This is a genomic window from Shinella sp. (assembly GCF_049651085.1).
Lineage (GTDB): Bacteria > Pseudomonadota > Alphaproteobacteria > Rhizobiales > Rhizobiaceae > Shinella.
Window position 1 is genome coordinate 24053 of record NZ_JBASBL010000017.1, and the last position, 19923, is coordinate 43975.

Below are 19923 nucleotides of genomic sequence, written 5' to 3' on the forward strand. Positions count from 1 at the left end.
ATCAACACGCCGGAGAGGGCGCGGCGGATGCCGGGCGATAGCGGCTATCTTTCGGTGAGCTTCAGCTCGATGCGGCGGTTGGTGGCGCGCGCCTTGTCGTCCCCGCCCTCGGCAATCGGCTGGTATTCGCCGAAACCGGCCGCAACGAGCCGGTTGGCCGGCACGCCATTGGCAATCAGGTACTTCACCACCGAGGTCGCACGGGCGGACGAAAGCTCCCAGTTGTCGCGATAGCGCCCCGCGCCGGAAAGCGGCACATTGTCCGTATGGCCGTCGACGCGCAGCACCCAGTTGATCTCGGAGGGTATTTCCCGCGCAAGATCGAGCAGCGCCGTGGCCAGCTTGCCCATTTCCGCCTGCCCGGCCTCGTTGAGGTCGCTGCCGCCCGAGGGGAACAGCACTTCCGACTGGAAGACGAAGCGGTCGCCAACGATGCGGATGTTTTCCCGGTCGGAGAGGATTTCACGCAGGCGACCGAAGAAATCGGAGCGATAGCGGTTAAGCTCCTGCACGCGCTGCGCCAGCGCCACGTTGAGGCGTCGGCCGAGATCGGCGATCTTCACCTGCGAGCTTTTGTCCTTGGCCTCCGAGGCCTGAAGCGCTTCCTCCACGGCCGCGATCTGGCTGCGCAGCGCCGCGATCTGCTGGTTGAGCAGTTCGACCTGGCTCAGCGCCCGCGCGCTCATCTGCTTTTCCGAATCCAGCTCGCCTTCCAGCGTCGCGACACGCGCGCTCGCCGCGGCGGATGCGCCCGAACCGCTGTCAAGCAACTGCTGCAAGCGCGTCCGGTCGGTCTCGGACTGGGCAAGCGAAGCCTGGAGATTGGCGAGCACGTCCTCCAGATCCTGCTTGCCGCTCTTTTCCAGCGCCAGAAGTTGCGTGAGCTCGTTGATCTGGCTGGTCAGCCGGTTGAGTACGTCGTCCTTGCCGGAAATCTCGCGGCTGAGGAAGAATTGCGCCAGCACGAAAACCGTGAGCAGGAACATGATGGCGAGCAGCAGCGTCGACAATGCATCGACGAAGCCCGGCCAGTAGTCGACCGAGCGCTGGCTGCGCCGGTTGCGGGCGAGCGCCATGGCTATTCGCCCCCGGCCGTCTGGACTTTTTCAGCGGCGCGATCCGTGCGCTCGGCAGCCTTTTCACCGTTCCGCGCGGCAAGCCGGTCAAGCGTGCGGCGCAGCGCCTTCGATTCTTCCTGCTGCGCCTCGATCCAGTCACGCAGCATCTGCTGCTCGCTACGCATGTTCTTGACGAGCCCCTGGATGCCTTCCGCAAGGCTCGCCATGGCGGCGGTGGAACGGTTGCTCCCGCCGCCCTCGTGCGCAAGCTTCAGGATCTGCTCGGCTAGTGCCTGCACATCGGCGGAGGAGTTTGCCGTCATGTCGCCGACGGGCTGGAATTCGGAGCCCACATCCGTCACCGAGGAAAGCCAGTTTTCCAGTTCCGTATAGAAGCGGTTCTGCGCACGGCCGGCCTGAAGGTCGAGGAAGCCAAGGATGAGCGAGGAGGACAGGCCGAAAAGCGAGGTCGAGAAAGCCGTGCCCATGCCGTCGAGCGGCGCGGAGAGGCCCTGCTTGAGGGCTGTCAGGATATCGTTCGTCGTGCCGCCACCGGCATCGAGCGACTGGATGACCGCGCTGATCGAGCCGATCGTGCCGAGCAGGCCCCAGAAGGTGCCGAGCAGGCCGAGGAAGACGAGCAGGCCGATGAGATAGCGGGACGTGTCGCGCGATTCGTCGAGGCGCGTCGCGATGGAATCTAGGATCGACCGCAAGGTCGTCGTGGAGAGCGCCACCGAGTGGTGGCGGCCGATCAGCGCGCGCATCGGCGCAAGAAGGAGGGGGTCGCGCCCGACCTTCTCGGCGCTGCCTGCCGCGCGGAAGGAATTGAACCAGCGTACCTCCGGCCGAAGCGCCAGCACATGGTTGAACACCAGCAGAATGCCGATCAGCAGCACGCCGAGGATGAGGCCGTTGAGGCCGGGATTGCTGAGAAAGGCCGATTGCGCCTGCCGGAAAAGGATGGCGGCCACGAAGCCGACGATGATGAGAAAGATCACCATCGTCCAGAAGAAGGCCATGGGGCTCGAGAGTTTGTGCGGGTAGTCGTCGCCGGTCTCGGCCGACCCTCCCCAACCCGACAGCGCCAGCTTAGCCATGTAGTCGCATCTCCGCTTCCTCGTCGGGGCGGAGACTAGAGGAAGATTGCGCCGAATTGAAGGGCTTAGCAGCAACAGCGGCGCGTGAAAGCGCCGCCGGCGTCATCCCGTCAGCGCGTCGGCACCGGGCGGTGCAGCACTTCGCGCAGCGCCTTGTGGATATATTCGTTGCCGCAGACGATCGAACCGGTTTCGAACATGCCGTTGCCGCCGTCGAAGTCGGTTGCGTAGCCGCCGGCTTCGCGAATCAGGAGGATGCCGGCTGCGATGTCCCAGGCGGACAGGCCCCGCTCCCAGTAGCCGTCAAGACGGCCGGCTGCGACATAGGCAAGATCGAGCGACGCCGAGCCGAGACAGCGCATGCCGGCGACTTCGCCCATCACATGGCGCTGCTCGATGAGGAACTTGCCATGGTTGCCGCGGCCGAGATGCGGCATGCCGCAACCGATGACGGTATCCGACAGGCTCTTGCGGGCCGCGACGCGCAGGCGCCGGTCGTTGAGGAAGGCGCCGCCGCCGCGCTCGGCCGTGAAGAGTTCGTCCGTCGCCGGGTTCAGCAGAACGGCCGCGACGATCTCGCCATTGCGCTCCAGTGCGATGGAAACCGCAAAGCACGGCATGCCGTGCAGGAAGTTGGTCGTGCCGTCGAGCGGATCGACGATCCAGCGATGCGCGCCGTCCGTGCCGATGATCTCCTCGGATTCCTCACCGAGAAAGCCATAGGTCGGACGAGCCTTCATCAGCTCCTCGCGGATCAGCTTTTCCGCCTTGCGGTCGGCCTGGGAAACATAGTCGCCCGGCCCCTTGAGCGAGACCTGCAGGTTCTGCACTTCGCCGAAATCGCGCGAGAGCGATTTGCCTGCCTTGAAAGCGGCCTGAACCATGACGTTGAGAAGAGCTGAACGAGCCATGTAACTTAAGTCCTTCGGGAATGTCCGGATGCTTCGGGACGGCAGGAGCCGCGGCGCGCAAACGCACCGGACCGAATGTGCGGCTTCAAGACCACAAATTCCTCAAAGTTTCAAGCCTTGCGCCCCTGCGCTGAGCGCAAGGCAGGGGGCACGATCCTGCAACGGGGGAAATGCGGGCGCTCAAGTACCCGTGCGGAACTTGTTCGCCGCCGCCACTCCCGCCTTCTGCTGCTCGTCGTTGAGGCCGAGATAGAAATCTTCCAGCGAGGGATCGTTGAGCCCGGCGCGGCGCGCCAGCACGAACCATTTCGCCGCCTCGACCGGATCTGACTTGGTGCCGATGGCGTGGATATAGAGCTGCGCGAGCTTGCTTTGGGCAACCGGGTTACCGCCCTCCGCCGCCCGCTTTACCCATTTGAAGCCGGCATCGTAGTCGCGTTCGCCGGCGATTCCATTCACCAGCCAGATGCCGAGGTCGAGCTGGGCCGTATCGAAACCGGCGCGGGCAGCACGCAACAGCCATTCGCGGGCCCGTTTCGTCTTCTCTTCCGGCAGGTCCTTCAGGTTGATGTAGATCTGCGACAGCGCATATTGAGCATCCGCAATGCCCTGCTCGGCGGATTTCTCATAGTACGGCATTGCCGCGCGAAGACCCGGCTCGCCGGGGCTGTCGGCCACCAGCACCTGGGCAAAATTGAACTGCGCCGAGGCATTGCCCAGATCGGCGGCCTTCTTCATCAGTTCGTCGGCCTTCTTGCGATCATCCTTCGAGCCGGAACGCTCCATGAGAAGGACGGCATATTTGAACATGCCGGTGGGATCGCCGCCATTGGCGGCCTGCCCGTACCAGAATATGGCCTGCTCGCGGTTGCGCTTGACGCCGAGACCCCGGTCGAGGATTTCGGCCACCAGTGTCTGTGCCGCCGGATCGCCGAGTTGCGCGCGCGGCAGCGCCAGTTCCATCGCCGTCAGATAGCGGCCGCGCTGGAACGCGCCATAGGCTTCATCGACCTTGCCGGTAAAAGGCTTTTCCGCCGGCAAATCCGGCAAGTCCGCCCCCATGCGATCGAGCACGGAGAGGCCGCCGGACGGCCCGTCGGACGGTTTTTCATCGTCCTTCTTCGCCTCTGGCACTTCCTTGGTGAACCCCGGCTGCACGCCGTTCGCCGGGTCTATTGCCGGCGTCGTCGTGTCATCGGCGGTGACGGAGGGACCCTTCCGGGCCGCTTCCGCCAGGGCGGGGGCGGCCGCGAAAATACCGGTGGCGACAAGCGCCATCGGCGCGATACGGCAAGCGTGCGAGAGGACGGCCCTGATCATGCGCGCCTACTATTGCTCAAACCGTGGCGCTTTTTCGTCAAGAAGAGCATTGACGACCGCAACCACATGCGGCGCCTGCGCCGGATCGGCGAACACCGCCTTGTCGAGCGCCACGAATTCCGCGCCGGACTCGGCAACGACAAGCGCCGATTGCGGATCCGAGCCGCCAAGCACGATGCAGGGGATTTCGATCATCGAGGCCCACCATTCGGCGAGCGCGACGTTCTTCGGGTGGGCTTCGGGCTTGATATCGCCGCCGATCTTACCGAAGAAGACGTAGTCCGGCTGTACCTCGCCAACTTCCAGCGCCTTGTGCCGGTCGGTCGCATTGCCGCCGCCCACGATGAACTGCGGCGTGAACTTCTCGATCACTTCGCCCAGTTCCGTGACCCCGCCCGTCACATGAATGCCGTCTGCCTTCACCCGGCCGGCAACGCGCGTATCGCCGGCGACCAGCGCTGCGGCGCCCGCATTCTGCACGATCGGCACCAGGGCTTCGGCATGTTTCTGGAACTGGCCGTCATCGAGCCCGTATTGCGGCAGGATCACCGAGGCGACATCGCCGCCCTTCAGCGCGCCCTCCAGCATCGCGGCGCGCGCGGAAAGGTCCTCGCCCTCGGGGAGGATCAGCACCAGGCGGCAGCGGGTCAGGGCATTGGACATGAATGGGCACTTCCTTGGGTTGGCTATGGTTGGGCTCGTCATAACAGATCAAAGCGGTTAGACGGAAGGACGAACAGGATCAATCGCCTTCCATGTCCATCGACCCTACCATCTATTATGCCGCCATTCCTGCCGTCCTGCTCGTCGGCCTGACAAAAGGCGGCATGGGCGAGGCCCTCGCCCTGATGGGCGTGCCGCTGCTGGCCATGGCCGTGCCGCCGGTGCAGGCCGCCGCCATCCTGTTACCGATCCTCCTGGTGATGGACTGCGTCTCGCTGTGGATCTGGCGCCATCACAATGAACGCACGCTCCTGAAAATGCTGCTGCCGGGCGCGCTTGTCGGCCTTGCGATCGGCTGGGCGACCTCCGCCTATGTGCCGCGCGACGCGCTGCGCCTCATCATCGGCCTCATCACCGTGCTCTTTGCGCTTCGCTACTTCTACAACAGCTGGCGGGTGCGCCACGGCCATGTCATCCACGCCAAGCCGCACCGGCTCGTTCCGGCGGCCTTCTTCGGCACGCTTTCCGGCTATGGCAGCTTCGTCGCCCATGCGGGCGGTGCCCCGTTCCAGGTCTACGGCCTGCCGCTCAAGCTGCCGCCACGCGATTATACCGGCGCGGCCGTGCGCTTCTTCGCCATTCTCAACTTCATCAAGGTGGGCCCCTATTTCGCGCTCGGCCAGCTCGACATGACGAACCTGACGATCTCCGCAACGCTCTTCCCGCTTGCCATCGCGGCAACGGCGCTGGGCGGTTTCGCCGTCAAGCGCATGAAGCCGGATGTCTTCTATCCCTTCATGTATGCCATGGCCTTCATCGCGGGCCTGAAACTCGCCTATGACGGCGCGGCGGCCTTCCTCTGAACCGCCCCTTCGCGGCGCACAAAAACCTTGCCGCAGGTGCTGCTTTGCCATAGCGTTCGGCCATGGCGCACCCGGACCCCTTCGCTGCGATTGCCGATCCCAACCGCAGGTTCCTGCTGGAGGAGTTGCGCCGTGCCCCGCGCACCGTCAACGAACTGTCCGAAGGCCTGCCGATCAGCCGCCCGGCGGTGTCGCAGCATTTGAAGGCGCTGCTCGATTCCAACCTTGTCAGCGTGAAGGCCGAAGGCACCAGGCGCATCTACGCGATCAACGCCAGGGGCTTCGACAGGCTCAATCTGTGGCTCGACCAGTTCTGGTCCTGACCGATCCGGCGTCCCATCCTGAAACAGAACGCCCTGGCGCACCATTGTGGTGGGCCAGGGCGTATCGACATCTATCGTTTCGTCCTTCGGGAGCGGTTTCGCGAAAGGGGCTGCTGCCCTGGTCCTCCCATACAGACCGTTTCTTCCGCGACTGGCTCCCTTTATAAATGCGCTTGGAAAAATCCCTGTCTTTTCAGTGAGCCGAGGAGCGAAGACGCTCCATCTCGTCTTTGATGCGCAGCTTGCGACGCTTGATGTCCGCGATCGTCTGATCCTTGGAAGAGGGACGCGTTATGGCGGCGTGGAGCTCTTCTTCCAGAGCGACATGCTTCTTTTCCAGCGTAGCCAGATGAGCCTCAATCGTCATGTGACAGTTCCTTCCTTTTGCTTGCACCCGGTCATTTTCATGCCGGGTGGTCCAGGTTGCAACAGTTTCAGTGTGCCATGCCATTTTTCATTTGTCGAAGGCGAAAACGTGGCGAAGGATAACTTCCCGTTACCGGGGTTTTCGTGATAGGAGCAGCCTTTCATACAGGCTGGGGAGCACGGGTTAGCCGCGCCTCCGACGACGGGGAACGAATAGCATGGCAGACCAGGATCAGGCTGAATTGCGGCTGGCCGTTGCACGGCTGCGCCAGGAGCACGAAGACTACGACGCCGCGATCAACGCCATGATCCAGATCGGCTGCGAAGCGCTCAGGATCCAGCGCATGAAGAAGAAGAAACTGATCCTGAAGGACACCATTTCCAAGCTGGAAGACCAGATCATTCCCGACATCATCGCCTGAAACGGACGAGTACTTTGGACACGACAGAAACGCCCCCCGTCGCCATCATCATGGGAAGCCAGTCTGACTGGGAGACGATGAAGAATGCCGCCGATACGCTCGATGCGCTCGGCGTCGACTACGAGGCCCGTATTATATCGGCACATCGTACGCCCGACCGGCTCTATAGCTTCGCACGCGGGGCCAAGGCCGAGGGCTTCAAGGTCATCGTCGCCGGCGCCGGCGGCGCGGCGCACCTGCCCGGCATGGCGGCTGCAATGACGCCACTGCCGGTCTTCGGCGTTCCGGTGCAATCCAAGGCGCTGTCCGGCCAGGACAGCCTGCTGTCCATCGTCCAGATGCCCGCCGGCATTCCCGTCGGCACGCTGGCCATCGGCAAGGCCGGCGCGGTCAACGCCGCCCTGCTGGCCGCCGCGGTGCTCGCCCTCAGCGACCCCGAGCTTGCCCATCGCCTCGACGAATGGCGTGAGAACCAGTCGAACGCCGTTGCCGAATACCCCGTGGACGGCCCGCTATGAGCGCCCGCACGATCGGCATCATCGGCGGTGGCCAGCTCGGCCGCATGCTCGCCATGGCCGCCGCGCGCCTCAACCTGCGCACCGTCATCCTCGAGCCGCAAGCCGATTGTCCGGCCGCCCAGGTGGCCAATGCGCAGATCGTCGCAGCCTATGACGACCCGGAAGCGCTCGCCGAACTTGCCCGCCTTTGCGACGTCGTGACCTACGAGTTCGAGAACGTGCCGGTTTCCGCCGCAGAGGCGCTGGCGGGCAGCGTACCGGTGTTCCCGCCGCCACGCGCGCTCGAAGTCTCGCAGGACCGGCTCATCGAAAAGAGCTTCATCCGTGACTGCGGCATCGTCACCGCCGATTTTGCCGCCGTGGACAGCCAGGCCGATCTCGAAGCCGCACTCGACCGCTTCGGCGGCGTGGGCGTGCTCAAGACGCGCCGGCTCGGTTATGACGGCAAGGGACAGCGGCTCTTCCGCTCGCCCGCCGAAAGCCGGGAAGGCGCCTTCGAGGCGCTTGGCGGCGTGCCGCTGATTCTCGAAAGCCTGGTGTCCTTCGAGCGTGAAATCTCCATCATTGCCGCGCGCGACCGCGACGGCACCATTGCCTGTTACGATCCGGCGGAAAACGTCCACCAGAACGGCATCCTGCACACTTCCACCCTGCCGGCCCGCGTCAGCGAGGCGACGGCCGACCAGGCCCGCAAGGGCGCACGTGCGATTCTCGACAGCCTTTCCTATGTCGGCGTCATCGGGGTCGAATTCTTCGTGCTGCCGGATGGCGGGCTCGTCGCGAATGAAATCGCGCCCCGCGTGCACAATTCCGGCCACTGGACTGAGGCGGCCTGCGTCGTCTCGCAGTTCGAGCAGCACATCCGCGCGGTTGCCGGCCACACGCTCGGCGATCCCCGCCGCCATTCGGACTGCGTGATGCAGAATCTCGTCGGCGACGATATCGACGACGTTCCCGCCTGGCTCGCCAGACCCGGCGTGCTCGTCCATCTCTATGGCAAGACGGAAGCAAGGCCCGGCCGAAAAATGGGTCATATCACCCAGATTTTCGACTGACAGAGTCTGGAAAACCGGGCTATATCGCGGAAATTCCGCGGCCTGCGGTTGACAGCGGAAATGCCACAGGTTACATGCCTGCCAACCCGAAAGCGCGCCCGAGACGGCGCGTTTTTGATTGAAGAAATCCGGCGAACTCGAGTCGCCCTGCAATACGCGGATCGAAAAAATGAAGATCAAGAATTCGCTCAAGTCGCTCAAGGCTCGTCATCGCGAGAACCGCCTCGTTCGTCGCAAGGGCCGCGTCTACATCATCAACAAGCAGAACCCGCGCTTCAAGGCTCGTCAGGGCTGAACAGGCGTCGTGGTCGCATGCCCCTCAACCGGGCAGTGATGATCGACAGAATCCTATTTGAAGTTTGGCCATGGCGGTTTACCATAACCGCCATGCGCTTTTTCATGCTTGCTGCTCTCATCCTCTCCCTCTCCTTCATCGGCTCCGCACCGACAGCTGCCCTTGCGCAGACGGCCGACAAGGCGTCTCTGGACGCCTCCGCCAGTGCGTTCACCACGCCGGCCCAGCGGATCGACAAGCTCTTTACCGAGCTGAAGCGCGAGAAAGATGCGGATGCGGCAAAAGGCATCGCCGACCAGATCCGCCGTGAATGGCAGGACTCCGGCAGCGCCAGCATCAATCTTCTCATCCAGTGGGCCGACAAGGCCATGTCCGAGGAAAAGAACGCGGCCGCGCTCGATTTTCTCGACGAGACGATTCGCCTGAAGCCCGACTATGTCGAAGGCTGGAACCGGCGCGCGACCCTCCACTTCAAGATGAACAACTACCGCAAATCCATGTCCGACATAAACCAGGTGCTGCGGATCGAGCCCCGCCATTTCGGCGCGCTCGCCGGCATGGCCGCGATCATGACGCAGAGCGGCCATGACGAGATGGCGCTCAAGGCCTGGGAACAGTTCCTCGACATCTACCCGGCCGAGCGGCAGGCGCAGAAGGAGCTTGGAGACCTCGCAGAAAAACTGACCGGCCAGCGTACCTGACCCCGGCTGGTGATCCACACCGGCGCAGATCCCGTAGCACGGCTCGCTGCCGTCAAGCCCGGACCAATCCTTGCCCCCTTTGCTGATCACTCTCCTTGCCGCTCCCCTCGCCCTGGCGCTCGCCGGCTACGTCTTCACGGCATGGAAGGCGCGCGCCCTCGAACGGCAACATCCGAACACCGGTGAACTGATCGAGATCGGCGGCCTTCGCATGAGCAGCGTATTCGTGCCGGCCGGCGAAAATGCCGACCTGCCGCCCGTCGTCTTCATCCATGGCGCAAGCGGCAACCTGCGCGACCAGATGCATGCCTTCCACGCAAAGCTGAAAGGGCGCGCGGACCTGCTCTTCCTCGACCGGCCGGGCCACGGTTATTCGGAGCGCGGCGGGCCGGAGAACGACCTGCCGGACGGTCAGGCGCGCGCCATCGCCCGGCTGATGGAAAAGCGCGGCATCGACAAGGCCATCATCGTCGGCCATTCGTTCGGTGGCGCCATTGCCGCAAGCTTTGCGCTGGAGCATCCGGAAAAGACGGCGGGCCTGCTCTTCCTGGCGCCCGCCACCCATCCCTGGCCCGGCGGCATCGATTGGTACTACGACCTTGCGAAACAGCCCGTCATCGGCTGGCTCTTCACCCGCATCGTGGCGCTGCCTGCGGGCCTCTCACGCATCGACAGCGGCACGCGCTTCATCTTCTCCCCGAACCCGCGCCCGGGCGACTACATCGAGGCGACGGCCCCGGCGCTCGTGCTGCGCCCGGCGACCTTCCGCAACAACGCCACCGATGTCGCCAATCTCCAGGACTATGTCCGCCGGATACAGCCGCGATATGCCGGCATCCGCACGCCGACGGTCATCGTCACCGGCGACACGGACGGCGTCGTCTATGAAGAAATCCATTCGCGCGGACTGGCGCGGGACATAAGGGGGGCTGAACTGGTCTGGATCCGCCATCTCGGCCACAAGCCGGACTACGTCGTGACGGACCTTGCCATCGAGGCGCTGGAAAAGATCGCCGGCAAGGATCGCAACCTCCAGGAATCGGCAAGGCGGGCCGAAGCCCGCCTTGCGAATAATCACAGCGAATAAACCGATCAGACGCCGCTGACGCCGTCGGCGCCGATATAGGCGATGCGCAGCATGTTCGTTGCGCCCGGCGTTCCGAGCGGCACGCCGGCCGAAATGATGATGCGGTCGCCGGGATTGCCGAAGCCCTCGCTGACCACGATGCGGCAGGCACGGTTGACCATGTCGTCGAGGTCCGTCGCATCACCCGTGACGACGCAGTGCAGGCCCCAGACGACCGAGAGGCGGCGTGCCGTCTCGATGACCGGCGAAAGCGCCAGAACCGGTACATCCGGCCGCTCACGCGCCGCGCGCAGGCCCGTCGTGCCCGACGAGGTGTAACAGACGATGGCCGACAGCTTCAGCGTCTCGGCGATCTGGCGGGCAGCCAGCGAGATGGCGTCGGCACCGGTCGCTTCCGGCGTCGAGCGCTGGGCGTAGATGATGCCCGGATAGAGCGGATCGCGCTCGACCTTGCTGGCAACGGAAGCCATGGTGGTGACAGCTTCGACCGGATAGTCGCCCGAAGCGGATTCGGCGGACAGCATGATGGCATCCGCGCCTTCAAAGACGGCAGTCGCGACGTCCGACACTTCGGCGCGCGTCGGCACCGGCGCGGAAATCATCGATTCCAGCATCTGGGTCGCGACGACGACCGGCTTGCCGGCGCGGCGGCAGGCGCGAACGAGCTGCTTCTGCAAGCCGGGGACGGCTTCCAGCGGCATTTCCACACCAAGGTCGCCACGCGCCACCATCAGTGCGTCGGAAAGCTCGATGATTTCCTCGATACGCTCGATGGCCTGCGGCTTCTCGATCTTCGACATAAGGCCGACGCGGCCGCGGGCGACCTTGCGCACTTCGGCAAGGTCTTCCGGACGCTGGATGAAGGAAAGCGCCACCCAGTCGACGCTGCCGGTCGCCAGCACTGCATCGAGGTCCACACGGTCCTTCTCGGTCAGCGCGCCAACGCCGAGCAGCGTGTCGGGCAGGCTGACGCCCTTGCGGTCGGAGATCTTGGTGCCGGAAACGACGGTGCAGACGATCGACTTGCCGTCGATGCTCTCGGCGCGCAGATGCAGCTTGCCATCGTCGATCAGCAGGCGATGGCCGGGCTTGACCGCTTCGAGGATTTCCGGATGCGGCAGGAAGACGCGCTTGTTGTCGCCGGGCTCGTCCTTGTTGTCGAGCGTGAAGGTCTGGCCGGGCTTCAGCTCTTCCGAGCCGTTGGCGAACTTGCCGACGCGCAGCTTCGGACCCTGAAGGTCTGCCAGAATGCCGATCGGGCGGCCACAGCGGGCTTCCACGGCGCGGATGCGGCTGATCAGCGTGCGCATCACGTCATGGCTGGCATGGCTCATGTTGATGCGGAACAGGTCTGCCCCTGCCTCATGCAGTTTTTGGATCATCTGCTCGTCAGACGATGCAGGTCCGAGCGTGGCGAGGATTTTGACTTTTCTGTTCCGTCTCATCAATTCTGGCTTTCCTGAGTCCCTGGCGTATCGGAAAGCTGCACCATCCAGCTTCCCTGTCGGCCCGTGTCATATTCCTTGAAGCCCATGCGCTGGAACCCGCGTGCAAAGCAGTCCTGCACACCGGTGATCTTGAACTCGTTCTCGGCGACGCACATGTTGACGTCGCCGGTCCAGCGTCCGCCACGGGCGGCGTCTTCGGCATATAGATAGTAGTAACGCGACTGCAGTTCGCCCTCGATCAGCGTGGCGCAGGTCGTGGCAGGCACCTGCCACCAGCCTTCGGTCATCCAGCCTTCCTTGGCACGGTAACCGATGGCGACGCCGACGAGGTTCTGCGTTCCGTTGCAGACGCGGAAATCGGCCTTCGCCTCGTCCGGCACGGACAGGGCGAGGAAACCCGCGAGTGTGAAAAGGCCGGCCTGCAAAAGGCCGCTGGCTTTCGGGAAAAACGGGCTGTGGCTCTTGGCTCTCACGGCTTCCGATGGAACTCCGTTGATTTGAATAAGCGCTTTCTTGCGACGCCGGGACAGGAATGTCAACGCAACACTAATCGATTACATTTTCACAAAATGAGTAGGAATCTTTCCGGCAAGCCGGGCCCTCCCGCCTTGCGGGCCGGATCGCCCCATGTAATCAGTCGCAGGGCACGGTGGAGATGTGGTATTGGGCATGCAGGATCATCCCTCTTTCGAAATCATTGACGGCGACGCGAGCCTCGGGCTTGTCATCCTGGCGGATCACGCAACCAATCTCCTGCCGCAGCGCTACGGTCGCCTCGGACTGCCGGAAAGCGCCTTCGAGCGACACATTGCCTACGACATCGGCGTCGAGGGCGTGGTGCGCGGCCTGTCCAGCCGGCTGAACGCGCCGGTCGTCATGAGCCGCTTTTCCCGCCTCCTCATCGACCCCAATCGCGGTGAGGACGACCCGACACTCGTCATGCGCATTTCCGACGGCGCGATCGTTCCAGGCAATCATCCGATCACGCCCGAAGAATGGCATTACCGGCTCGAAGCCTTCCATCGCCCCTATCACGATGCCGTGTCCCGCACGATCGCCACCACAGCGGCGAAGACCGGCAAGGCGCCCCTCGTCATCTCCATGCATTCCTTCACGCCAGCCTGGAAGGGTGTCGCACGGCCATGGCAGGTGACGGTGCTGTGGGACCGCGATCCCCGCGCGGTGCGGCCCCTGCTCAAGGAACTGGCGGCCCCGGGCGATGTCATCGTGGGCGACAACGAACCCTATGACGGCGCGCTGCGCGGCGATACCATGTTCCGTCATTGCATGAAGCCCGGCATCCCGCATGCCCTCATCGAAATCCGCCAGGACGAAATCGGCAACGAGGCCGGCATCGCCCGCTGGGTCGACCGCCTCGCGCCGATCTTATCCCGGTTGAACGCGGACGAGGCCCTGCACACATACCATATATACCCCTCCCGCACCGGGCCCTATTGAGATTGCAGGAAAGCAAGATGACCGACCTCAGCAAAGAGCAGCAGACCGAATTCGAGGCGGCCGCATTCCGCCGCCTCGTAGAGCACCTTCGCGAGCGCACCGACGTGCAGAACATAGACCTGATGAATCTTGCCGGCTTCTGCCGTAACTGCCTGTCGAACTGGTATCGCGACGCCGCCAACGAGGCCGGCGTCCCCCTCGACAAGGAGGCCTCGCGCGAGATCGTCTACGGCATGCCCTATGAGGAATGGCGCGAGCGCTACCAGCGCGAGGCGACGGATTCGCAAAAGGCCGCCTTCGAAATCAACCGCCCGAAGGAATGACGCCGCTCCCGCGCGAAAATCCTCAAGGACTGCGTGATAGGCCTTGATCTTGCCGGAAGTTCGCGGCAAGTCACGGCACCCTTCGAATTTCTAGCCCATCCAAGGAGAAGACCATGTCGGATGCCCACGGCGTCGCACGCGACCAGCTTCGCGCATTCATCGAGCGGATCGAACGCCTCGAGGAAGAAAAGAAAACCATCGCCGACGACATCAAGGACGTCTATGGCGAGGCCAAGGGAACCGGCTTCGACACCAAGATCCTGCGCAAGGTCATCCAGATCCGCAAGCAGGACAAGGACGAGCGCATGGAGCAGGAAGCGATCCTCGACACCTACCTGCAGGCCCTCGGCATGATCGAGTTGCCGGCCGACTCCGAATAAGCCGTCTTCGCCGGACCACCCAAAGAAAAAGCCCGCCGGATCGCTCCGGCGGGCTTTTTTACTGGGACATTTCCCGTGCTCAGTTCCTGGCGGTTTCGAACTTGCGCACTTCCATGAAGTTCACCGCGGTGCCGCTGAAGCGGCCAGTGTCGATCGACTTTCCCTCCGGCTGGAAGCCGGCAAGGTAGACGGCCGTCGGAGCGGCGCGCAGCGTGCGGCTGACGAAGCGCGGCGCCTTGACCGGCTTGGAGAGCGTTGCAACGCGGCCCTGCGTAAGCGCCCATTGAGAGAGGATCTTCTGCGACGGCTTCGGCTCGGTGCGGATCGCCCCGCGGTTCGCCGCATCGGCATCCTTCTTCTTCGGCCGGCCGCCCTTGGTGCTCGCCTCTTCCGCCGGCTTGGCGTCGAAGGCGTTGCTGCCGGATAGCGCACCGCTGTTATTCATCGAGACGAGCGCGGCCATTTCGACCGGGCTGCCAGCCGCCTCATCCGTCATCGGATCGGCAAGCGCGGCAAGGCCCGAACGGTCAGCCGCAGCAGGCATCGCCACGTTTGCTTCCGCAGCGGCCATCAGTGCGGTCTGCGTCTGGTCAAGCTCGACCTGCGGACGAAGGCCCGGCACCGGCACCATGGCCAGTTCCTCGCCATCTTCGCTCGCGGCTTCCGCGGTCATGATCTCGTTCGCTACGGCATCGCCAGGATTGGTGCGTGCGCCCAGCATCACGGGAAGCGGAATCTTGTAGGCCGCAAGGTCCTCGAATTCAGGCTTCTGCCCTTCGGCCGTGGCCGCCTCGAGGGCCGCAACGGCACCGCTCGTCGTCGGTGCGACAAGGGCAAGTTCGCTGGTCGTCTCGGTCGTCTTGAACGCAGGACGGCTGTCTGGAACCGGCGCGGTGAAGGCGATTTCGGTTTCAGCCTCGCTCGCGGCGGGCCTTTTCTCCTGGACGGCCTTCGCCTTTGCGCCGGCGGACCTGCCCTCGTCGAAATCGTCCGCGATGGTCGCGCTGCTGGCGATCATGTCGGGTTCTTCATCCTCGTCGCCGCCACCGCCGAACAGCGCGGTAAGGAAGCCGCCCTTGCGCTTGGATGCCGACGGGCTCGAGCCGCCACCGGCAACTTCGATCGTATTGGAGCCGACGCGGCGCTTGTAGTCGGCAACCGCCTGCTGGTAGCCCGGCAACGGCTTGCCGTCGGTCGGGACGTGCATGGTCTTGCCGTCCGGGAACAGGCTGACGAGTTCCTGGCGGCTCATGCGCGGCCAGGCGCGCACGCCGCCGATATCGAGATGGATGAAGGGCGAGCCGGAGGTCGGGTAGTAGCCGACGCCGCCAACCTGGAATTTCATCGCGGTGGCGCGCAGCGTCGAAAGCTTGACGCCGGGAATGTAGAAGTCCATCGCCTTGCCGAGCATATGCTGGCTTTTCTTGGCCACGCCCTTGGAGCGCGAGCGCAACATGCCGTTCGTCGCCGGCGAGCGATAGGCGGAAACGACGTTGATATAACCCTTGCCGCCAGCCTTCTGGTAGACTTCCCAGACGAGATCCAGCAGGCGCGGGTCCATCTTGGTCGGCTCGTTGCGGCGCCAGTCGCGCAGAAACTGGTTGACCTGCTTCAGACCACGCTGATCATAGCGCCCGTTGCGCTTGAAGGTGATCTCGGCCTTTTCCTTGGTATGGATGAAATAGAGCTTGAGGGTCCGGTTGCCGCTCTCGGCCTGAACCGTAGCAGGGATTGCCGTCGGCAGGATCAGGGCGGCAGAGAGCACAGCCGTGGACAATGCCTTCGGCAGTTTATGCAGCACTGCTGTGCAAAGGCGGCTCAGGGATGCCCCCTGGCGCTTCATCGATGCGAACAAATTTGCCAACTCTTTCCCCGTCCAAGGGACAACGACCGTCCGTTGTCCCAGATGACTGCCAATTGCGGTGAGAGCATGGCAAATCCGCCACACTCTTCCTCGCGCAACCGTTATAGTGAACAATCCACTAACAGGGAATAAACGGCAATTGAGAAATCCCAAGTGACCGGGATTTCAGATGTTTTTACGCAGCTTCCTTCAACGGATCATCGGGATCGATGCCATAATCCTTGAGTTTGCGATAGAGCGTCGAGCGCCCGATGCCTAATTTGCGGGCAACTTGACTCATCTGGCCATGATAGAATTTCAGGGCAAAACGAATGAGTTCCTCTTCCACATCGGCAAGTTTGCGCACGTTGCCGCCCTTGTCGATGCTGGAAATCGCATTGTCGGGGCCGGAAGCAGTGTCGACCGATTCGCTCGGCCGGAAATCCGGATAGACATTCGGCAGGCGGGATTCGGATGCCGGCTCGGCGGAGCGCAGCTCCACCGCGTCCCAGGTGACGGCGCCGTCCTCGGCAAGGCCGTAGCCGGGCACCTGCGCCGCGATCTGCGGGAAATCGGCCGCCGTCAGCTCTGCCCCTTCAGACAGCACGACCGCACGGAAGATGGCGTTTTCGAGTTGGCGGATGTTGCCCGGCCAGTCATAGGCCGTCAGCAGCGCCATCGCGCCGGCCGAAACGCCGAGCGGACGGGCCAGCTTCTGCTCGCCGGCAAAGCGCTGCACGAAGGCGCGCACCAGAACCGGCACGTCCTCCTTGCGCTTGCGCAGCGCCGGAATGGTGATCGGGAAGACATTCAGGCGATAGTAGAGGTCTTCGCGGAAACGCCCCTCGCGCACCTCGTTGATGAGGTCGCGGTTGGTCGCCGAAATGAGGCGCACATTGACCTTCTGCGGGAAGCGTGCGCCGATCGTCTCGATCTCGCCCTGCTGCACGGCGCGCAGCAGCTTCACCTGCACCTCGAGCGGCAGGTCGCCGATCTCGTCGAGGAAGAGCGTACCGCCATCGGCCTCCATGAACTTGCCGGTATGGCGTTCCGTCGCGCCGGTGAAGGCGCCCTTCTCGTGGCCGAAGAGGATGCTTTCGACCAGATTGTGCGGAATGGCGCCGCAGTTGACGGTGACGAAGGGCTTGTGCGCCCGGTCACTTCCCGCCTGGACGGCGCGCGCCACCATTTCCTTGCCGACACCCGATTCGCCTTCCAGCACCACCGGAATGTTCGACTGCGCGGCGCGACGCCCAAGCTCGATGACGCGCAGCATTTCGGGGCTTGCCGAAACGATGTCATCGAAATGCACGGTCTCGGTGCGGTGGCGGCGGCCGCTGCGGCTGCGCCCTTCCCGCTGATCCACCTTCAGCGCATTGCTGACCGCCGCATTGAGGCGCTCGGGCGAAACCGGCTTCACCACGAAATCGAAGGCGCCGGCCCGCATGGCCATCACCACCGTCTCGATGCCGCCCTGCCCCGTCTGCACGATCACCGGAATGGTGTTCTCGCGTTCGGCGAGCGCCTCGAGGAAGGCCGAGCCGTTCATTTCCGGCATCATGAGGTCGAGCAGGATCACATTGATCAGACCGCCCTTGCGGTCGAGCAGGTCGAGGCCCGCACGGCCGTTTTCCGCCATATGGGCGACATAGCCGGAGCGCTCGATCATGTTCTTCAAAAGCCTGCGCTGGACAGGATCGTCATCGATGACAAGAATATGGGCCGTCACTGGAACCTCCTTGCCGAAGGCATGCGTCATGCACGCCCTAGGGAAACTGGACACCAGCGGAACTTGGCAGAAAGGGTTGAACATGCCGTTTTGAGAAAGGCTTGCATTTTAACCATCGCCGACGCAAGCAATGAACCCGATCTGCCCACCAGCAAGAGAGATAGAAGATGGCCCGAATTTTCCATGAACCCCGCATCGACTTCGCACCGGCCGACGCAGCCGCTGCCGCCGAGCTGGGCGACCTTCCCGGCTGGAACCTCGGCGATCTCTATCCCGCACCTGCCTCGCCCGAATTCCAGAACGACATGAAGGCGGCAGAGGCCGGCGCGCTTGCGTTCGAGGCGAAATGGAAGGGCAAGCTGGACGCGGCGGCCGGCAAGACCGGTGACGACGGCATCGGCACGGCGGTGCGCGAATTCGAGGCGCTGGAAGACCTGATGGGCCGCATCATCTCGTTTGCCGGCCTCACCTATTTCACCAACACGACCGACCCGGCCAACGGCAAGTTCTATGGCGACGCCCAGTCGAAGCTCACCGATCTTGGCGCGCACCTTCTGTTTTTCTCCCTTGAGCTCAACAGGATAGCTGACGAGCGCATCGAGGTTGCCCTCACCAATGATGCGCTTGCTGCACACTATCGCCCCTGGATCGAGGACCTGCGCAAGGACAAGCCTTACCAGCTCGACGACAGGACGGAACAGCTCTTCCTCGAAAAGTCGATGACGGGCGCGGCCGCCTGGAACCGTCTGTTCGACGAGACGATGGCGTCGCTGCGCTTCACGATCGACGGCGAGGCGCTGCCGCTGGAAGTCACCCTCAACCAGCTCCAGTCGCCCGATGGCGAGGCGCGCCGCAAGGCAGCGCAGGCGCTTGCAGCGACCTTCAAGGAGAATATCCGTACCTTCACGCTGATCACCAACACGCTCGCCAAGGACAAGGAAATCGCCGACCGCTGGCGCGGCTTTGCCGACATCGCCGACAGCCGCCATCTGGCCAATCGCGTCGAGCCGGAAGTGGTCGCAGCGCTGGCCAGCGCCGTGCGCGACGCCTATCCGCGCCTGTCGCACCGCTACTATGCGATGAAGGCAAAGTGGCTCGGAATGGAGCAGATGGAGTTCTGGGATCGCAATGCGCCCCTTCCCGAGACGCCGAACGCGGCGATCTCCTGGGACGAGGCTCGCGACACCGTGCTCTCCGCCTACAGCGCCTTCGCGCCGGAAATGGCAGACATCGCCAGGGATTTCTTCGACAAGGGCTGGATCGACGCGCCGGTGCGCCCGGGCAAGGCGCCGGGCGCCTTCGCCCATCCGACCGTGCCCTCCGCCCACCCCTATGTGCTGGTCAACTACATGGGCAAGCCGCGGGACGTGATGACCCTCGCCCACGAGCTTGGCCACGGCGTGCATCAGGTGCTGGCCGGCGGCCAGGGCGCGCTCATGGCCTCCACGCCGCTGACGCTGGCCGAGACCGCCTCCGTCTTCGGCGAGATGCTGACCTTCCGCAGCCTGCTCGACAAGACCAGGGACAAGCGCGAGCGCAAGGCGATGCTGGCCCAGAAGGTCGAGGACATGATCAACACGGTCGTGCGCCAGATCGCCTTCTACGAATTCGAGCGCAAGGTGCACACCGCCCGCAAGGAAGGAGAACTAACCAGCGACCAGATCGGCGAGCTCTGGCTCTCCGTACAGGGTGAAAGCCTCGGCCCCGCGATCCGGATTTCCGAGGGCTACGAGACCTACTGGGCCTATATCCCGCACTTCATCCACTCGCCCTTCTACGTCTATGCCTATGCCTTCGGCGATTGCCTGGTGAATTCGCTCTACGCCGTCTACCAGCAGGCAGAGACCGGTTTCCAGACGAAGTATTTCGACCTGCTCAAGGCCGGCGGCACAAAGCACCATTCCGAGCTTCTGAAGCCGTTCGGCCTCGACGCGACCGATCCGTCGTTCTGGAGCAAGGGACTGTCGATGATCGAGGGGCTGATCGACGAACTGGAAGCGCTTGATAGGGCCTGATCTCAGAATCGTTTGTTTACGCAATTCCAGGGAAAGCCAGACGTC

General features: G+C 63.7%; 21 protein-coding genes and 1 pseudogene. 12 read left to right on the forward strand and 10 right to left on the reverse strand.

Features of this window, described 5'->3' with window-relative positions; all coding sequences use genetic code 11:
- Positions 1-44 precede the first annotated feature (44 nt).
- From WA950_RS09945 to WA950_RS09965, 5 genes are all read right to left on the reverse strand, one after another.
- Positions 45-1076 carry a peptidoglycan -binding protein gene (locus tag WA950_RS09945; protein WP_424551554.1) on the reverse strand — a complete coding sequence of 344 codons (1032 nt, stop codon included), beginning with the start codon at positions 1074-1076 and terminating at the stop codon, positions 45-47.
- A gap of 2 nt (positions 1077-1078) precedes the next feature.
- On the reverse strand, positions 1079-2158 hold the full coding sequence (locus WA950_RS09950) for a flagellar motor protein MotA (RefSeq protein ID WP_424551555.1): 1080 nt from the start codon (positions 2156-2158) through the stop codon (positions 1079-1081).
- Between the two features lie 110 nt (positions 2159-2268).
- Entirely contained in the window at positions 2269-3069 is an 801-nt protein-coding gene (locus WA950_RS09955) for an inositol monophosphatase family protein (RefSeq protein ID WP_424551556.1), read from the reverse strand.
- Positions 3070-3249: 180 nt separating this feature from the next.
- Positions 3250-4347 (reverse strand): tetratricopeptide repeat protein, encoded by a 1098-nt coding sequence (locus tag WA950_RS09960; protein WP_424551574.1) that lies wholly within the window; start codon positions 4345-4347, stop codon positions 3250-3252.
- A gap of 51 nt (positions 4348-4398) precedes the next feature.
- Positions 4399-5052, reverse strand: coding sequence for a thiamine phosphate synthase (locus WA950_RS09965; RefSeq protein WP_424551557.1), 654 nt, complete (start codon positions 5050-5052; stop codon positions 4399-4401).
- A 92-nt stretch (positions 5053-5144) separates the two neighbouring features.
- Between WA950_RS09965 and WA950_RS09970 the strand changes: the two genes are divergently transcribed.
- Both WA950_RS09970 and WA950_RS09975 read left to right on the forward strand, forming a co-directional pair.
- A complete protein-coding gene (locus tag WA950_RS09970) occupies positions 5145-5915 on the forward strand; it encodes a sulfite exporter TauE/SafE family protein (RefSeq protein ID WP_424551558.1) in 771 nt (256 codons plus the stop codon).
- A gap of 62 nt (positions 5916-5977) precedes the next feature.
- On the forward strand, positions 5978-6238 hold the full coding sequence (locus tag WA950_RS09975) for an ArsR/SmtB family transcription factor (RefSeq protein WP_313196478.1): 261 nt from the start codon (positions 5978-5980) through the stop codon (positions 6236-6238).
- 193 nt (positions 6239-6431) lie between these two features.
- Here WA950_RS09975 and WA950_RS09980 read toward each other — a convergent pair whose 3' ends face one another.
- Positions 6432-6605 carry a YdcH family protein gene (locus WA950_RS09980; RefSeq protein WP_424551559.1) on the reverse strand — a complete coding sequence of 58 codons (174 nt, stop codon included), beginning with the start codon at positions 6603-6605 and terminating at the stop codon, positions 6432-6434.
- A 217-nt stretch (positions 6606-6822) separates the two neighbouring features.
- Here WA950_RS09980 and WA950_RS09985 point away from each other — a divergent pair, with 217 nt between their 5' ends.
- The 6 genes from WA950_RS09985 to WA950_RS10010 all read left to right on the forward strand — a co-directional run bounded on the left by WA950_RS09985 (position 6823) and on the right by WA950_RS10010 (position 10682).
- Positions 6823-7026 (forward strand): YdcH family protein, encoded by a 204-nt coding sequence (locus tag WA950_RS09985; protein ID WP_424551560.1) that lies wholly within the window; start codon positions 6823-6825, stop codon positions 7024-7026.
- Positions 7027-7076: 50 nt separating this feature from the next.
- Positions 7077-7544, forward strand: a complete 468-nt coding sequence (gene purE, locus WA950_RS09990; protein WP_160785349.1) for a 5-(carboxyamino)imidazole ribonucleotide mutase — start codon at positions 7077-7079, stop codon at positions 7542-7544.
- Positions 7541-8599: a 5-(carboxyamino)imidazole ribonucleotide synthase gene (locus tag WA950_RS09995; protein WP_424551561.1), complete on the forward strand. Its 1059-nt coding sequence runs from the start codon at positions 7541-7543 to the stop codon at positions 8597-8599. Before purE ends, WA950_RS09995 begins: the two co-directional genes overlap by 4 nt.
- A 169-nt stretch (positions 8600-8768) precedes the next feature.
- Positions 8769-8894: a type B 50S ribosomal protein L36 gene (ykgO, locus tag WA950_RS10000; RefSeq protein ID WP_119256688.1), complete on the forward strand. Its 126-nt coding sequence runs from the start codon at positions 8769-8771 to the stop codon at positions 8892-8894.
- 83 nt (positions 8895-8977) lie between these two features.
- Positions 8978-9595 (forward strand): hypothetical protein, encoded by a 618-nt coding sequence (locus WA950_RS10005; RefSeq protein WP_424551575.1) that lies wholly within the window; start codon positions 8978-8980, stop codon positions 9593-9595.
- A 79-nt stretch (positions 9596-9674) separates the two neighbouring features.
- Positions 9675-10682: an alpha/beta fold hydrolase gene (locus tag WA950_RS10010; RefSeq protein WP_424551576.1), complete on the forward strand. Its 1008-nt coding sequence runs from the start codon at positions 9675-9677 to the stop codon at positions 10680-10682.
- A 5-nt stretch (positions 10683-10687) separates the two neighbouring features.
- Here the strand turns inward: WA950_RS10010 and pyk are convergent, their stop codons facing one another.
- Together pyk and WA950_RS10020 are read right to left on the reverse strand one after the other, a co-directional pair.
- Positions 10688-12127 carry a pyruvate kinase gene (pyk, locus tag WA950_RS10015; protein WP_424551562.1) on the reverse strand — a complete coding sequence of 480 codons (1440 nt, stop codon included), beginning with the start codon at positions 12125-12127 and terminating at the stop codon, positions 10688-10690.
- Positions 12127-12504: pseudogene (locus tag WA950_RS10020) on the reverse strand (DUF1036 domain-containing protein); the annotation flags it as partial. The gene pyk and the pseudogene WA950_RS10020, both read right to left, overlap by 1 nt.
- A gap of 295 nt (positions 12505-12799) precedes the next feature.
- Here WA950_RS10020 and WA950_RS10025 point away from each other — a divergent pair.
- The 3 genes from WA950_RS10025 (at position 12800) to WA950_RS10035 (ending at position 14291) form a co-directional block, all read left to right on the forward strand.
- On the forward strand, positions 12800-13588 hold the full coding sequence (locus WA950_RS10025; RefSeq protein ID WP_424551563.1) for an N-formylglutamate amidohydrolase: 789 nt from the start codon (positions 12800-12802) through the stop codon (positions 13586-13588).
- 17 nt (positions 13589-13605) lie between these two features.
- Entirely contained in the window at positions 13606-13911 is a 306-nt protein-coding gene (locus WA950_RS10030) for a DUF1244 domain-containing protein (protein WP_424551564.1), read from the forward strand.
- A 113-nt stretch (positions 13912-14024) separates the two neighbouring features.
- Positions 14025-14291: a DUF2312 domain-containing protein gene (locus tag WA950_RS10035; RefSeq protein ID WP_424551565.1), complete on the forward strand. Its 267-nt coding sequence runs from the start codon at positions 14025-14027 to the stop codon at positions 14289-14291.
- 79 nt (positions 14292-14370) lie between these two features.
- Here the strand turns inward: WA950_RS10035 and WA950_RS10040 are convergent, their stop codons facing one another.
- The gene (locus WA950_RS10040) at positions 14371-16134 is read right to left on the reverse strand and encodes a DUF882 domain-containing protein (protein WP_424551577.1); all 1764 of its coding nucleotides are present in this window, start codon (positions 16132-16134) and stop codon (positions 14371-14373) included.
- Between the two features lie 196 nt (positions 16135-16330).
- Positions 16331-17863, reverse strand: a complete 1533-nt coding sequence (locus tag WA950_RS10045) for a sigma-54-dependent transcriptional regulator (protein WP_424551566.1) — start codon at positions 17861-17863, stop codon at positions 16331-16333.
- A gap of 167 nt (positions 17864-18030) precedes the next feature.
- On the opposite strand from WA950_RS10045, the gene WA950_RS10050 reads away from it, so the two are divergent.
- Positions 18031-19878, forward strand: coding sequence for a M3 family oligoendopeptidase (locus tag WA950_RS10050; protein WP_424551567.1), 1848 nt, complete (start codon positions 18031-18033; stop codon positions 19876-19878).
- Positions 19879-19923 lie beyond the last annotated feature (45 nt).